Source organism: Variovorax nivicola, from assembly GCF_051216475.1.
Taxonomy (GTDB): Bacteria; Pseudomonadota; Gammaproteobacteria; order Burkholderiales; family Burkholderiaceae_C; genus Variovorax.
Map to the genome: position 1 here is coordinate 1,691,282 of NZ_JBPJZK010000001.1, position 16,295 is coordinate 1,707,576.

Sequence of the window (16,295 nt, forward strand, 5' to 3'; positions counted from 1 at the left end):
GATTCGAACCTTCTACCCCTTGCACCCCATGCATTTAAATATGCACAGCGCTGCACCGTCCTGAACAAATAAATCCTTTTAAATTCAATAACTTACACAATCGCCCATCCAACCTAGCGCATCCAGGCCTGCTAAAATGCACTGATATTTAGGGCATATTTAGGGCACGACTAGGGCATGGCAAAACTTACTGTTCGGGCGATCGAGGCTGCCAAGCCACGAGAAAAGCCGTACAAGCTCACGGTAGACACCGGGCTATATATCCGCGTCGCAGCCAACGGAGAAAAGCGGTGGCTCGTCAAATACGTGGTTGACGGCAGGCAGCGAGAAGCCCGCCTCCCCAAGCCTTATGGGAGCAGCGGCGAAGGGTTTCTGGGAGTGGCTGACGCCGCCGCTGAGAACGCAAGAATTCAATCGCTAGCCCGGTCCGGCATTGACTTTCAGCAGCAGGCGGCGGAAGCCCTGGCCAAGCAACGCCAAGCAGCAGAGCAGCTACGTGCCACCCTGCTCCCATTTTCCGAGATGTTCGACGCATGGCTGTCGACCGGCGTGCTGCGTAAAGACGGTAATGCAGAACTGCGCAGGTCCTTCCAAAAAGACGTGCTCCCCGCTATCGGCAACAAGCCGATCAAGGAGTTGACGGAACACGATCTTCGTAAAGTTCTCACCTCCATCGTGGAACGCGGCCGCAACCGCATGGCGGTGCGCGTTTATCGCGACCTCGTTCAGCTGTTCGCATGGGGCGAGAAACGCAAGCCTTGGCGAGAATTGTTCATAGAGCAGAACCCCGCCGCGTTACTCGAGATCGAAAAAATCGTCGCTCCCGAGTACGACATCAACGATGAACGCGAACGCGTGCTGTCGCCGGATGAACTACGGGAGCTTCAGAATGTCTTCCACCACATGCGAGAGGCGCGGCAAAACGCCGAGGACAAGCGCGCCGTTTCCCATGGCCTGAAGCGCGAAAGCCAAATTGCAATCTGGATTTGCTTGTCCACCCTTTGCCGCATTGGCGAGTTGCTGATGGCCGAGTGGGCGCACGTGGACACGGAAACTGGCGTCTGGCGCATCCCGAAGAAAAACACCAAGCAAACCAATGCTAGGCAGCAGGACCACATCGTCTACCTAAGCGCCTTTGCTCTGCGGCAGTTTCAGGCGCTCAAGTCGCTTCAGAGCGACAAGATCGGTCCCTGGTGTTTCCCCGCCCGCAACGCCAAGAAAATCAACGACGCCGAGAACACACACGTATGTTTGAAAAGCGTGTCGAAGCAGATTGGTGACCGACAGACCATGTTCAAGGAACGCAAGGCGCTTAAGAACCGAACCAACGACAACACGCTAGTGCTTGCCAATGGCGCCAATGGGGAATGGACGCCGCATGACATGCGTCGCACAGGTGCCACGATGATGCAGCGAGCAGGCATTGGCTTGGACATCATCGACCGGTGCCAGAACCATGTGCTCGGTGGCAGCAAGGTGCGGCGGGCATATTTGCACCATGACTACGCGCCTGAGAAGCGCGCAGCATGGGACCTGCTGAGTCAGAAGATCGAGGAAGCACTGAGCATGCAGGGCTAGATTGAAGTGCCGCCAGCGAAGCCTAATCACTCTGGGATGGTCCTAAAGTAGATCAACTGCCCCCGTGGGCTCTCGGACCTAGCACACGCCTGCGCTTGCACGATGGCGCATGCGCCGATAGGCACTCTGTGTCGATCTGAGCGCCCTGAGCTGCAGTTGCCAGCAGCACCAATCAACGGCGGCCTCAGATGCGTTTCGTGCGCTCGGCATGAGCGGCTCGGCCGTGACCCGATATTGCGGCATAGAACCAGGAATTGGACGCAGCCGACTTAGCGGCGCCGTATTGACCGGAGTTTTCTACGCAGGTATATTCATACCTGATTCGAGGCCTTACCTCTACTTTTAGATCAGGGCACGACCGCAATGGTCAGCTCGGGAGCCAGTTAAGCAACTAGCGTGACTGGCTTCTTACTTTTACGCGCTACCCTTTTTTCCGGCTGGCACTCCAGTCGTCGAACCCCATACGCCAGACGCCGCCGTCACGACGGGGCGAAGCTTTAGGCTGCCTTCTTTGCGCAGGCCGAAGGCTTGACTCTGCGCCGGATCGCGATGAGATGCGCCATCGCGTTACGTATCCGGCTGACTAGCGCGCTTTCCCAAAAGCGATTTGTCAAGAAGTTTTATGAGGATTCCCATGGACCCTCCGCAGCAGTTCGTTCGTCTTAAAAAGTTTATTGAGTTGATGGGTTGGTCACGCTCGACCTATTACAACCGCGTGCGCGCAGGTCTTATCCCTAAAGCCCAAAGCAATGGGCCGGGAACCAAGGGCTACTACGCTGCTGTAGTTACCGAAATTCAACGGTCGCTTGGCACATAGATCGGCGAGGCATTGCCGCCACGCCGCACATTCGATGGCCTCCCTGGCCGGTCAGTCGTGATGCCCGGATAGGGAATCTCGGCAAGCCGGTTCACCCTGCGTTCTTCGCCCACGACAGCCCTCAAAAGTCTGCCGTTGGGCGGAGCTTTTCCGCTGCTCTGCCTATGCCCGCGAAGTTGTACATAGGCCTAGCAATACGGCTACCGCGGTCGCAATGTGTATTCACAAAGACCGTTCCACTTTTAGCAGCCCCTTCGAGCCAGCAGCCAACTCACCACTTGTCGCTGCGCTCGATCCATTCGAGATAACGAATGCCTCCCAAGAAAACCCCCGAGACGGCCAAGCCCGTCAAACGTACTGCGTCCGACGCCTACCAGAACACGATGTGGGAACAACACATCGCGTCACCCCGCTCCATCGGTCTCCAGATAGTCGCCACCTTGACGGACAACTTGATCCAGGACATCTCCGGCGCCCTCCTCCGGATGTTCCGTCGCCCCAAATCGCTTCCGTACTTGCCGCAGGCAGCAGACATGTTCAGCGGATCTGTTGTCGGCGGCTCGCCTGCGAAGTACATGATCGAAAGCCGCCTCATGGAGATGTACCTGGCAAAGCAGAAAGACGAGAGCAAGAAGAAGCGCAAGCAACCCGTCTTGCTGCACCCGTCTCTGGACGAAGCCGCGATCTGGCTGAGCGGTCCAACGCGCCTCGACCTCGACCGACTGATCGCTGACCCCGCCTCCCCGGACGTCTTGCTTCTTCAGATTCCATCGCCCGGCCTGACCGTTGCCATGGCCGATGACCTGGCCTCCGTCCGGGAAGCCGCAGTTGCCCACAAGAAGCACATCGTGGTGGTCGCACGAGTCGCCAGTTGCGAAGACCTCGTCATCCTCGGCGCTGCGGCCGACGAGGCTGTTCTGTGCAAGGAATGCGAGCCCGATCCTGAGTTCAGCGTCGCCATTTCGATGGAGTACTTGACTTGCGAGAACTACTTCGCGGACGGATGCGGCAAGGTCATGGCGCAAGTAGCGCGCGGTCGCGAGCGCTTCAAACTTGACTTCCAGCCCTTCGTGGCAAGCACGGTCAAAGATCGCGTGATCTGGTACCTCGCCGCCGAAGAAAAGCCTCGAGCCCTGATCGCCAACGCCGTCGAGCTCAGCATCGAGCAGGTCGACGCCCGACTTACGGCCATGCGCCCCCTGCGCCACTCGCACATCCCGAGCTATTGGCATTCTCGTTACGCCGGCGCGTACGAGAGGTCCGCCAACATGGAAACCCCGTCCAACAACGACAGGTAAATCACAGCCTTCATTCACCGCGGCCGCCCCGGGCGGTCGCTACTTTCATGCGCAATTTTTTTCTCAAACGCTTCTTCGATGCGTTCGACCGCCTCGACATTTGGATTGACCTGCACCCCGGCCAAGAGTGGGTCGACACCCTGCCCGAGGAGGTCACCATCGATCCGGTCAACGTACCCTACAACCCGCGCTGGAAATACGTTCTTCGCGTGCTTCAGCCCAGCGCGAGCACTTTGCACGTCCTTCAACGCATGCTGGGCATTCGCATCGCAGCTCAGGTCGCGTACGTCGAGATTGCCCGGGACTATCCGGTCCGCTGGAAGGTTGATGCGCAGCGCCTCGAGCGTTACTTCCTTCGCACGATCACGATGCGGTACGGACCAGCGCAGGTGACCGAGCACAAGAATACGCACTACTTCGGAAAGCCCCACGCTCCCCGTCGCCTCGTCACCTACTCCGACCGCAAGTCCAAGCTGGCCACCGCCGCGCGAGGCTATCGCTGCTTGCACACCGAGATTCGCTTGCAAGAGACGCAACTGATTGAGCGGATGGGTCTCGGCACCATCGAAGCACTGATCGACTTTAAATTCAGCAAGTTCTGGGCAACGCAGGTCCGCTATCACGCGTTCGGCAACCGGGCCGCGATAGGAGCCGCGCTGAGTCGATCCGCTCGCCGAGATACGGGGGACGGCGCACTTCAGGCTCGTGTTCGCCGGGCGCTCACGACCCCGAAGTACACAGCAGGCGACGCGTTCGTCCTCCAGATGCTGTGCCGGAAGCGCCCCTCGGTGACCAATGCTCTGCTGCCGATGACCGCGAAGACGTGGCTGCGCGAAGCGGCCCGCGTCATCGCGGCGCCCCCTCGCGAGTGGCCCTGAAAATCTGCACCTGGTATAGGTACCGGATCTTTATCTTGCACCGGGCCCTCAACCGATCAAAACATCGTGTTGGGGGCCTTTTTCATGCAATTTAGCGCACTTTTCGCACCTCCACCCTCGGCCAAAACACCTCACTTTCTCGGCCGCAACACTACATCGAGTGCCCCATCCATCCTGCTCACTCAGAAGGATGGCGAAGGCCAAAGAGGCAGCAGTTGCCAAGAGCCGCCGCCCTCACCTGATCGATCAGCTTTCTCAAGGAGTTCCTTCATCGTGCCCATCAAGACCACAAGGGCCATGCGCCGCGTCATCCGTAGCACGGACAGATTCACCGAAGTCACGGCCGTCCCCGGCGGTGGTAAGACCACTACTGCCGTAGCTCGCGTGAAGCATCTTCTCGAACAGGATCCCGCTGCTCGAATTCAGGTCCTTTCGGCCACCAACGCCACGGTCGTGAACTTCAGGCAACGCCTCCAGGCCGCCGACGTCAACATCAGCGCCGGCAGGGACGCTACCGTCAAGGTGTCTACCATCCATGCCCTCTTCTACGGCCTGATTCGTCGGCACCACCGTCGACTTGGCTATCGTGCAGTTCCCGCGGTTGTCGATCCCTCCCGTTTGACCAAGATCCTCGAACGGATCGATGGCAGCTCTCGCGCGGGGAAGACGGGTGCGAGTTTCAGCGCAGCTAAGCAGGGATCCGCAAGGAGGTCCGCTGTTCGCTCCAAGACCTCGACCGCCAAATTGACCCGCAATCAGGCCTACGAAGATCACAAGCGTTCGTCCGGCGCGATTGACTACGACGACATGCTGCGGCTGGGTCTCCGTCTGATGGCCCAACTATCTGGCGAAGAACTGGGGATCGATCACCTGATCGTCGACGAATGGCAAGACTGCACGCTCACCCAGGCCAAGCTGGTCGCCGGGTTGGCCCAGCAAGTGAAGACGACGGTCGTGCTGGGCGATCGCCTGCAGATGATCTACGGGTTCGCGGGCGGCCGGTACACCTCGCTTCGTCGAGCGCTGGTCGAGGCTGGCGTCGTGCTGGTTGCCGGTGAGTCGAAGAAACACGTGCTGCGCCGGTCGCATCGGCTGACAGCCGAGATCGCAGCTCTTGCTCAAGCCGTGGCTGCGCCTTTAGATCCACCCGCCATCAAGACCGACAAGACGGGCAAAGCTCCGGTGTTGATCCAGGAGTCGGATACACGCACCTTGGCCAGCACCGTGGCGAAGCGCGTAAGCAAACTGCTGCGACGGGGCGTGCCGCACTCCGAAATTGCGCTTCTGGGTCGCACACGAGCCGTTCTCCACCCCTTGGCGCAGGAACTCGCCGCCCGTAACGTAGCGACGCTGCTCGCCGGATCCGACAGCCACTTCCAGGCCGTCCTGGATGTGCTGTGGCTAGCCGACAAGTTCGAGGATCTGCACGACTGTGGGATCGGTCTCGATACGGGCGTCAACAGCCGACGCGCTCGCATGACGGCCGAATTGGAGGCCGAGATGCGCGATAGGCTGGGCCTAGACGATTCAGCCTGGCTGATCGATCTATCCGGCGCCACGGAGGACTCCGGTGCCGACCCGAATGTCAAGACCACACGGATGGTTCTTCCGAAGCTCGAGAAGTGGAACCAGTTTGTCAACGAGTTCCTCAACATCACCGGCGGAAAAAACACGGAGGGCGCGTACAGAGCTTGCGTCCGTGCGTACTTGAGGCTTCACGGCGGCGTCAACGCCAACAAGGTGCTACGCAACGCATTGAATCGATGGGAGCCTCTGTCCCGACGCTTCGCGTGCGCCGCAGAGATGAGCGTCCATATCCAAGAGATCGCCGGCACCGGCGCGATTACCTGCTCCACCATCCATGCTGCGAAGGGCATGGAGTGGGACTACGTCTTTGTGATTGGCGTCACAGAGGGTGTGCTACCCGATCGCCGCTCGACGACGGTTGAAAAGTTGGACGAGGAGCGCCGCGTCCTCTACGTAGCTATCACCCGCGCACGCAAGCGGATTTGGCTGGGCCACTCGCCAATCAAGGTAAGTGGCGTCCGCCGCGAATACTCAAAGCTGAGCCGTTTTCTCCTCGAGCCGAAGGTGGAGGCCGCCTTGCAAGGCGCAGCTTGAGTTGATACAGCGGATGCCGGGAAGAGCCCTGCTCGACGAACGCCGACTCGAACTGATTGAGATGATCGAACCCCCGAATTTTCCCTTTTGCGCTGCCAATCCCATCGGCAGGCGGCGACGGCGAGGCCTAACCTTCCCCTCACTGTGGAAAAGAACAGGAAAATCGCTCTGACTTCTTGTTTTTCCTCCTGACTTAAGGTATAAAAACCGGAAGTTGGCCGCGAGGCGCAGAAAGGAAAACTGAAGTGACGCAGACCCATATCGAGACCGGAGACGTAGGCAGCCGCCTAGCGCAGCTCGGGCTGGAGGAGTTCCGGCTCGCGGAGATCGTGAAGCGCGGCTATGTGACCTTTACGTCCTGCACCCCGAACGATCCCCCGCTCTTCCCCGGCTTCAGCGCGTGGGCGACCATGGTGCGCGGCCTGCGCGAATATCTGCTGCCCGAAGGCTGGGACCGATGCGACGACAACAACTATTCGCTGGTGATCAACGGGGCGGGCGCGGTGGCGATTGCGGTGGCGACCGGCGACGATGCCACGGGCCGCGCCGAGTTCCAGCCGACGACCAAGTCCTCGAAGGGGCCGAGCACCGCCAGCGCGGTGACCGGCAACCAACTGCAGCTCGACCTCATCTTCCCTCCGGCCGAAGTACCGCCTGCGGCGCGCCCGGCGGCATCTGATGAGCCGCGCATGACGTGGATTCTTCTGGTCCACCGCGCGCAGGGGGAAGTGCGCTGCGAATTGTCCTTGCCGACATCGATGGGCCCGGATGGCCGCGTGGATGGCTGGCAGGAGCGGATCATCCTGGGCGCAATCCCGACCGATCCGGACCTCCTGGAGATCACCCCGCCCTCGCCGCCGCATCAGCCGGACATCAATGTCGACGTTAAGCGTCGAGCATGATCGAAGCCGCTCTATTCAACCCGTCACGGCTCACCCTGGCTCGCAAACGGCGCGGGCTCACGATGACCAAGCTGGCTGCAGCGGTCGGCGTAGAGCCGCGCTCTATCTCGGCCTATGAGAAAGGCGAGTTCAGCCCGGACGATGACCGCCTGACCAGCCTGTCCTCGGTCCTGGGGTTCCCCGAAGAATTCTTCTTTGGGGACGACCTAGACGAACCGACGCCGGACATCGCCAGCTTTCGTGCCCTCTCGAAGATGACCGCCGGTCAGCGTGACACCGCGCTCGGTGCCGGTGCCATCGCCCTGATGCTGAACGCCTGGATCGAGGCCCGCTTCGAGCTGCCGGCGCAGGACCTGCCCGACCTGAGCCGCGAAGACGACCCCGAGGCTGCGGCGCGTATGCTGCGCCAGCAATGGGGCCTTGGCGAGCTCCCGGTCAAGAACATGGTCCACCTGCTCGAGTCGAAGGGCGTCCGTGTCTTCTCCCTATCGGTGGATGCTGCCGAGGTCGATGCGTTTTCGATGTGGCGGCAAAGTACGCCCTTCGTGTTCCTGAACACGAAGAAGTCCGCCGAACACAGTCGCTTCGATGCCGCGCACGAACTCGGGCACCTGGTCTTGCATCGGCACGGCTCGCCGCAGGGCCGCGAAGCCGAGCGCGAGGCGAACACCTTTGCCTCGGCATTCCTGATGCCGCGCGCCAGCGTGCTGGCTTATGCGCCGCGCATGGCAACCCTCGATCATCTGATCAAGATCAAGAAGTACTGGAGCGTTTCGGTGGCGGCGTTGACCTATCGGCTGCACACCGTCGGCGTCTTGAGCGACTGGCACTACCAGTCGCTCTACATCGAGCTGTCGTCGCGCGGGTATCGCAAGAGCGAACCCGACGAAGGACAGCGCGAAGCCTCTCAGATTCTTCAAAAGGTCTTCGCAGCCTTGCGGGATGAAAGCATTTCCAAGGGCGACATCGCCAGCGATCTGTGCGTCCCTGTCGAGGAGCTGGATCAACTTGTGTTTGGGCTCGCACTCACGGGGCTCAGCGGCGGGGGAACTGGCAAGGCCAAAACTGGCAAGCCGCCTCAGCTTCGTGTCGTGAGCTCACATGAGGGAATTCGCAAATGACCAAGAAAGACATTCACGTCGTACCGCACAAGGATGGATGGGCGACGAAGAAGGAAGGCGCGGAGCGTGCCGGGGTTGTCGTCGACACCCAGAAGGCCGCCATCGACAAAGCGCGCGACCAGGCGAAGCGGGACCACGTCGAGGTCGTGATCCATCGCAAGGATGGCACGATCCGCGACAGCGACAGCTACGGCAACGATCCCAATCCCCCGAAAGACAAGAAGAACTAGCCACGCAATAACCGTCGGCAAAAGAAAGCGGCAGGCAACTGAAGATGTTGCCTGCCGCGTTGCGTTGAATCAGGTTTACGTGCTTGGCCACATTTTCGATGTCACTTCCAAAAGGAAGCTGCGCACGAACTCCGCACGGGTGGCAACCAGACAGGCGTTGCCGGAAGGCCAGCCCCAGACTACACCAGCCACCCTTACTAAGTCCGGCGTCCACGAAACACCGGCCATCTTTGCGGCCACAAATTTGGTATCCCAAACCGTGGAGCCACTCAGGCCGGGCGGAAGCGGCAAGGCGTCCCTGCTGTTCACATTCGATGCAAGGTCAGGACGATAGTCCAGCCCGAAGTGAAACGCGAAGAGAACCGTTCATCCTGAGGAGGCTCGATTTCGCGGGCGGTGTAGCACGTGCCCTTGCTGAACAGTGTGTTGTAGTGGAAGGATGTGTTCTGACCGGCAAAGCCGGTGAACGCCAGGAGCTCCGTCGGCACGGGGTCGTGCCAGAGCTCGATCTGCTCTACCGTGATTGGCCTTGATTTGTTGGTCGCATCCGGCCACGCCTCTATGTCTACCGGCAGCACAGCCAGGTTAAGGGGCCACGGACATTCTGCGGTGTGGTTCCCAGCGATTGCGCGGATATCCTCCTGACCGTCTAATTGATAGGCAAGCATCCGACTCTCCTCGCGTATGCGGGCAATATGCTGGTTGGTCAGTATGAAGACCTTGTCTCCCAAACGCAGGAATGAGCCGCTACCCCACCCTTCGCCGTACTCCCCTTTATGTTCATAGATCGCGGTGCGATAGGGGTGCAGGAAGTCAGTCATTGCAGCGACGACGCCTGGAATCGCGGCATTCCATTCGTCTTCAGTGAAGAGCAAGTTTTCGCTCAGGTCCGCGCCACCCTTGGGGCCTTCACAAGGCGCGCCGCTTTGGGGTCGTAGACGTACTGCGTAATCGTCCCGTCTTTAATGCGCTCGACAGCTTCGTCGACGACGAACACGGGCACCAGAAACCATTCGCGCGGAACCACCGGTTTGCCGAATCGATCCTTGATGTCGATGTCGAGGAGCGCCGGATCGAACACGCGGTGGATCAGGTTTTCGAGCTTGACGCGGTTGATGTTATAGAGGTCGTAGGTGGCGACGACTTCCACGTCGGCTAGCAGGAAGGTTGCTTCGTTCTTCGCGTTGGCAAAGCGCGCGGCAATATTGCTGCGCCCCGTCACTCCGATCTTGTGCAGCACGTCGCGGTTGGCAGCGACGATGGGAAGGTTCGATTTGCTGCGAAGAACGTAGATCGTGCCGCTCTCCTGGTCGTCTTCCGATGCTTTATCGGAGAACAGCGGACCGGCGGAAGGGTTGGTGACGAGTCGCGCCGCTTCGTCGCGGTAAAGGGCGCGTTGAAACGAGCGTTGCAGCACGTCGCTTTCGGTGCCGTTGTCATAGATGACGCGAAGGCGGCTATCCCGACGTTCGTATTTCGTCCGAATGTCATCGCCCACCTCTGCGATGTATGCGAGCTGGCCTTCCACGATGAAGAACTCACCCTGCTGAATCTCGGTCAGCTTGAGTTCGTCCAGCTTGTGGACGGCATGCGTTTCGCGGATGCCTTCCTTGATCTCGCGCTGCACGCACTCGAAGAGCGGCTTGAACGTCTCGAAATCCTCGCATGGCTGGCGCTGCGCGATTTCTTCGGCGGCGCGCTTCTCGGTACTCGTACGGACATGACGCAGGACGGTGATGTCCTCGGCGTTGCTCGTGCCCCCCAGTTCGGCCGCGAGCTCGTCCACGTTGATAGCCTCCTCGGTTGCGGCGACGCTAGACGCGCCCGCAAGCAACCCTTGACGGTCCAGCGGCGCAAGCACGGCGCGGCAATCCGCAAGCGCGCGCAGACGATCGAGGCGCACGGCGTATAACCGCTCGAAAATGTCGCGCTCTTCCCCGTGTTGCGGTACACGGCCATGCTTCTCAAAGAACCGCTGAATCTCCTCAAAACCAGCAATGATGCGCTCCTCGCGCGGGGGACGTCCGCCCTTTTTCTCAGGCGCGGCGAAGTCGGAAAGTTCTGCCGCTAGTTCGTCGAGACCAGGATCACTCATAGCGCCCCTCCGCCCTGAAGCGCATGAAGGCCGATGCCCCCTCGGCCATGCGTCGCTCCCATACGTCTTGCGAATCGAGCGCAGGCACACGACCGCGCTCCTTCTTGAATTGCGCTGCGCGTTTGGCGAGACTGAGCGCATCTTCCGGCGTCAGGTTCGTGCGCTTGGCGGAGATAGCCGCCGCGACCTGTTTCAGGCTTTCCTCGCTCATGGTCTTGGCAAGGATGGCGTAGGCTTCGCCGAAAGGATTGATACGGTCGATGAGGTCAATGTCCAACTCGCGCACGTCCATCGCAAACCGGCGTATGCCGTCGATAAGGGCGGTGTTGGCTGTTGGCTCGGCGCTATCGCCGCCCGTGGCAAGCTGCTTGGCCTGCTGCGTCAGATTGAGGGCGGCGATGGCATGCTGCCGCACGGCCTCCTGATCATCCGCGTCAAGCTCGGGGTACTTGTCTTTGATGATCTTGCCCATGCGGACCTGAGTCAGTTCCTCGGGCACCAATTCTTCATCGAACAAGCCGCGCTCGATGGCGGTCTTGTCCTGAATAAAGCTGGCAATCACCTCATTCAAATCTTCCTGACAGATGCGCGCGGCTTCCTTGCTCTTGGGCTCAACAAGGCCTTTGATCTCGATCTGGTACTGCCCAGTCTGCTCATTAACACCGATGTTGCACTTGTCGGGATCGTAGCCGCCTTCGCCATAGTTGAAGCCCGGGATGGGTCCGTTATCCGGATTCTTTGGCTTGAACTCAAAGCGCGGTGCGAGAACTTGCTCCATCAGTAGGCTGGCTGCGATGGCTTTGAGGGTATCGTTGACGGCCTCGGTAACGGCTTCCTCCGAAGCGTCAGGCTCGGCGATCAGGTTGGTAAAGCGCGCGCGGGTCTTGCCGGGCGCATCACGGGTTGCACGCCCGATGATCTGCACGATCTCGGTCAGGCTGGCGCGATAGCCGACCGTGAGCGCATGTTCACACCAAATCCAGTCGAAACCCTCCTTCGCCATGCCGAGGGCAATGATGATGTCCACATAGTCCCGGTTGTTCTTCTGCGTCGGGTCCTTTAGTCCGGCAGATACGCGGTCGCGTTTCGTGACGTCGTCGTCGACAAGATCGGCGATACGCAGCACGCGGCCTTGAGGCGTCTTGACTAGCTGGAAGCCCGTCGCGGCGTCGATGCCTTGCCACTCACCAAGAGCCTCGATGATGTGCTCCACCTCCCGCATCTTGTCCTTCGTGCTTTCGCGCGAATTGACGTTGGGGATATGGATGATGGTCTTCTCCACCGGGTCGAGGACATTGAGGATGTCATCGACGTAAGGGCCGCTGTAAAAGAAATAGCCGATGTCGAGCTGCTTGAGGTATTCGTAGCCGTTGAGCTGTTCGTAGTAGGTGTAGGTGACGGAATCGAACTTGGATTCGTCCTGTGGAGCAAGCACGGCCTCGGCGTCGCCCCGGAAGTAGGAGCCGGTCATCGCAACGACGTGAACACGATCTCGCGCAATGAACTGCCCAAGATGCAGGCCGAGCTTGTTATCGGGGTTCGCCGAAACGTGGTGGAACTCATCAACGGCGATCAGCCGGTCGTCAAACTTTTCTACGCCATATGCATCGACCGCGAAGCGGAACGTCGCGTGAGTGCAGACTAGGACCTCGTCGGTGCTGTCGAGGAACGCGCCGACCGACTTCACCTTGCCTCCGTTGTCGTTGCCGGGCGCGTTGCACAGATTCCATTTCGGCTCGACGTGCCAGTCGGCCCAGAAGCCGAACTGCGACAGCGGCTCATCGTTGAAACTCGCACCGATGGACTTCTCCGGCACGATGATGATGGCTTGCTTCAAGCTCTGGTGCTTGAGTTTGTCGAGCGCGACGAACATTAGCGCACGGCTCTTGCCTGACGCGGGCGGCGACTTGATGAGGAGGTACTGCTCCCCACGCTTTTCGTAGGCACGCTCCTGCATCGGACGCATTCCAAGGGCATTGGCCTTGGTGGACGCGCCGTTGCGGGCGTAGGTAACGGAAACCGAAGGGACGGATTTGCTCTTGTCGTTCATGCGGTGACTCCCGTCTTTAGCTTCTTGGTCTTAGCCGGCCCAACCGCAGCAGCCATCTTTTTGTAGAGGTCGAACAGCTTTTCCAGCCGCTCGGTGTCGTTCTTGAAGCGACGACCGATGTAGATACGCTCAAGCACTTCGTCGTTCCGCTCATGCGCCGCGCGCAAATCGTGTGGCATTTGCGAAACTCCATTTTTGACTTCATAGAGGTCAGCAATCGACGCCGGAAAGTGATGCTCGCGCGCCAGCAAGATGTCCTCGGCGCAGCGTTTGAGGTCGGTCTTATTCTTATCGGTTAGAGCGGGGATTGGAAACGTGTTCCAGCCTAGGGTATTGGAGTAGCGGTAATCCGTCTTCATCTTGCCGCATACGGTTCCGATCCAGACGAGGTGCAGGCGAGAGGCGATCAGTGCCACGTTCCATAGGGGCGCATCGTAGAGGGCGAATGCGAGATTGCTGACAACAGAACGGTTGTCAATGAGCCCTACAGGAAGATACTCGCGGCTTTCTGATGAAACGCTAGGAACAATGAGCGTTGAAACCTTGCCAAAGTACATCCTTTGGAATTGGTGCGATCTCTCAGCGATGTCCCTTGCTGTTTTCCCGCCGTTGAGCCGCAGACTGCGCACATCACGAAGACGCTGAGCAATGGAGTGAATGGCTCGTGCTTCAGCCAAGTGTCGATCTTCAATCCACAGACAGTGGCGCTCTAGGCCGCGAATGAACTCGGCCGAGCCGTAGATTCGACGGACAAAGCGGTCTTGCTGCTCAGGTGTGAGTTGCAGCGCGTCAAGTGCGTCTCGCGAGAGCAGCAAATGACCCCCGTCTATTGGCGTGTTTCCAAAGGTCATATCACTCTGCGTGCACAAAGGCTGGCTAGCCTTGTCCACAATCACACTCTCGCCTGGCACTAGATATGCATTGATATGTGCGCATTGGCGCCCGATGGTTTGTCCAGCATCGTCCAGAGAGAATAAGCGCCTCGGGCTGCGTGGTTGCGTCGTAATTCCGATGATGGCTACGGTCACACCTGCGTTGTGGCTTGCAAGGTTGGCCCACGGAAAGGATGTGTGGGCAAACTCGATTTGGAAGCCTCCGGCAAAGATTGCCGGCCACAAGATTGGAACTTGCAGACCTTGGCAAATGGAGTTTGTGGAAACAAAGGCGGCGGTGGACTGCGTTTTGATGCCATAGTCGGCGGCCTTGATGAACCAGCCAGCAACATAGTCAAGTGACTTCCAGTTCTGGATTCGCATGTCGAAGAGCATTGCCAAATCAGCCTTTTGCTCGTCCGTCTGATCGCGTGAGCCAAGATAAGGCGGATTACCACAGATGTAAGTCTCGCCGCCTTCGTTCTCAAAGTCGATCTGTGCTTGATCCAAGGGCGTGCTGAACAAATCGTCCGCCTGAAACTTCACGCCGGTTCCAGTCGGCGGACAGATGCTCAACCAATCGAGCCGCAGCGCGTTGCCGCAGGTGATCCAGTTCTCACTGCGAAGGGGAAGGAATTCAGCCAAGGCTAGCCTCTGTCCGCGATACAGCACATCGCACTGGTACTCGGCGATAACCAGCGCCAGCCGCGCGATCTCGGCCGGGAAGTCGCGTAGCTCGATGCCTCGAAAGTTGGTGAGCGGGATTTCCGAGTTGCGATCTGGCTCCCCACGCCGCCTATTGATCGCAGCCTCTATCGCGCGCACCTCCTTGTAGGCGATGACAAGAAAGTTGCCGGAGCCGCAGGCGGGGTCAAAGACCCGGATCTTCGACATGCGCTTGCGCAGGTTGAGCAAAGTGCGCGGGTTGTCGCCCGCCTCCTCAAGCCGCGCGCGCAGATCGTCAAGGAAAAGCGGATTCAGGACCCTGAGGATATTGGGCACGCTGGTGTAGTGCATGCCAAGCTCGCCCCGCTCCTCATCGTCGGCGACGGCCTGGATCATGGACCCGAAGATGTCCGGATTGATCTTGGTCCAATCGAGACCGCCGACGTGCAGCAGATAGGAACGGGCGATTTTGCTGAAACGCGGCACATCGAGGCTGCCCGAGAAAAGCCCGCCGTTGACATAGGGGAAGGCGTCGGCCCAGCGGGGAATCTTGGCCTCTCTCCGGTCCTCACCCGGCTTCGTGTTCATGGCGAGGAACAGCGTGCCAATCACCTCATGGGAGTTAGATGAATCCTTCGCCCCCATCTGCGTGATAGTGTCGGTGAACAGACGCTTGCCGATGAAAATATCCGTGTCTTCGGCGAAGAAGCAGAAGATGAGCCGTGCCATGAAGTGATTCATGTCATGGCGACGATCGGACTTGCCCCATTCGGGGTTGTCCTTCAACAGTTCAACATAGAGGCGGTTCAGGCGGCTGGTCGCCCGGATGTCAAAGGCGTTCTCGCTGATCTGCCGGACGGTGCTGATACCCGCCGCCAAAGTGGTCGGGAAAGTCCTTGAAAGAGCAGGCGACGGTTTCGCCGCTCGTCAAGTCCTCAGCCTCAAAGTCCACGCCATCCGTGGCAAGGATGAACTTCGCCTTAGCCCGGGCGGTCGCCGGGCTGCCCTTCAAGGCCTTAAGGGTGTTCGAGACATGGCCGCTGTCGCAGGCAGCGAAATGGATGTTGTTGGTCTGAAGAACGCCGCCAAGGTCGGATTTGTTCGTCGCACCGCTACGCAGGCGTTGGATCGTCGTCGCCTTGTTGCCGAAGGCTTCAAGGAAGGCATATGGAAAGTTCTCGCCATCGAACGATTGCTCCGCAAGATCGGTGATGGCCTGCTCTATCTCAACGGCGTTCAACTATGTGCCCCTAAGGCGTAAATGTGGTGTGAGTATGTCGTTCAAGTAATGAACGGATGTGGTCATCGAATCTGCACACCATTTGGGTGTGCACACTGCGGCTCATTCATCGGCCAGTCCCTACGTGTGCGTGTGGTCACCAGCCCGTCAATCGTAAGTCATGGATGGTGCACGACCGCCCTTCCGCCACCTCTCTTCGTTCGAATTTCGCTCTAGGCGAAACCAACCCGATTCACGGGCACCGTGCCACACTCAGTGTAGCCCGTCGCTAGTGCCGCTTCGTGCCTCCGAGAGGCCTACGCCGGCTGCATGAATCCCTAGGCATCCTCCAGCGCCGCCACCTGCGGCGCTGGGAGTGGTCAAGTGCAAACGACAAGCGGGCGGGGCTAGCCCCCACCTAGGCTGACCTGCGACGCATGCCCCTTGC

The 16,295-nt window shown here is 59.5% G+C and carries 10 protein-coding genes and 1 pseudogene; 7 read left to right on the top strand and 4 right to left on the bottom strand.

The features are described from left to right. Positions 1–177: 177 nt before the first annotated feature. The 7 genes from ACSFBF_RS08090 (at position 178) to ACSFBF_RS08120 (ending at position 8,945) form a co-directional block, all read left to right on the top strand. On the top strand, positions 178–1,578 hold the full coding sequence (locus ACSFBF_RS08090) for a tyrosine-type recombinase/integrase (protein WP_435465782.1): 1,401 nt from the start codon (positions 178–180) through the stop codon (positions 1,576–1,578). 1,128 nt (positions 1,579–2,706) lie between these two features. Then, on the top strand, positions 2,707–3,693 hold the full coding sequence (locus ACSFBF_RS08095; RefSeq protein ID WP_435465783.1) for a hypothetical protein: 987 nt from the start codon (positions 2,707–2,709) through the stop codon (positions 3,691–3,693). Positions 3,694–3,740: 47 nt separating this feature from the next. Then, the gene (locus tag ACSFBF_RS08100; protein ID WP_435465784.1) at positions 3,741–4,571 is read left to right on the top strand and encodes a hypothetical protein; all 831 of its coding nucleotides are present in this window, start codon (positions 3,741–3,743) and stop codon (positions 4,569–4,571) included. Between the two features lie 273 nt (positions 4,572–4,844). Continuing rightward, positions 4,845–6,692, top strand: coding sequence for a 3'-5' exonuclease (locus ACSFBF_RS08105; RefSeq protein WP_435465785.1), 1,848 nt, complete (start codon positions 4,845–4,847; stop codon positions 6,690–6,692). A 245-nt stretch (positions 6,693–6,937) separates the two neighbouring features. After that, positions 6,938–7,594, top strand: a complete 657-nt coding sequence (locus ACSFBF_RS08110) for a hypothetical protein (protein WP_435465786.1) — start codon at positions 6,938–6,940, stop codon at positions 7,592–7,594. Then, the gene (locus tag ACSFBF_RS08115) at positions 7,591–8,715 is read left to right on the top strand and encodes a helix-turn-helix domain-containing protein (RefSeq protein WP_435465787.1); all 1,125 of its coding nucleotides are present in this window, start codon (positions 7,591–7,593) and stop codon (positions 8,713–8,715) included. The genes ACSFBF_RS08110 and ACSFBF_RS08115 overlap by 4 nt, the downstream gene beginning before the upstream one ends. Next, positions 8,712–8,945: a DUF2188 domain-containing protein gene (locus ACSFBF_RS08120; protein WP_214701205.1), complete on the top strand. Its 234-nt coding sequence runs from the start codon at positions 8,712–8,714 to the stop codon at positions 8,943–8,945. The genes ACSFBF_RS08115 and ACSFBF_RS08120 overlap by 4 nt, the downstream gene beginning before the upstream one ends. 305 nt (positions 8,946–9,250) lie before the next feature. Here ACSFBF_RS08120 and ACSFBF_RS08125 read toward each other — a convergent pair whose 3' ends face one another. The 4 genes and pseudogenes from ACSFBF_RS08125 to ACSFBF_RS08140 form a co-directional block, all read right to left on the bottom strand. Further along, a complete protein-coding gene (locus ACSFBF_RS08125; protein ID WP_435465788.1) occupies positions 9,251–9,820 on the bottom strand; it encodes a hypothetical protein in 570 nt (189 codons plus the stop codon). Positions 9,821–9,828: 8 nt separating this feature from the next. Then, positions 9,829–11,040, bottom strand: coding sequence for a GIY-YIG nuclease family protein (locus ACSFBF_RS08130; protein ID WP_435465789.1), 1,212 nt, complete (start codon positions 11,038–11,040; stop codon positions 9,829–9,831). Beyond that, the gene (locus ACSFBF_RS08135) at positions 11,033–13,090 is read right to left on the bottom strand and encodes a DEAD/DEAH box helicase (protein WP_435465790.1); all 2,058 of its coding nucleotides are present in this window, start codon (positions 13,088–13,090) and stop codon (positions 11,033–11,035) included. Before ACSFBF_RS08135 ends, ACSFBF_RS08130 begins: the two co-directional genes overlap by 8 nt. Then, positions 13,087–15,868, bottom strand: a pseudogene (locus tag ACSFBF_RS08140) (class I SAM-dependent DNA methyltransferase). The gene ACSFBF_RS08135 and the pseudogene ACSFBF_RS08140 overlap by 4 nt, the downstream one beginning before the upstream one ends. Positions 15,869–16,295 lie beyond the last annotated feature (427 nt).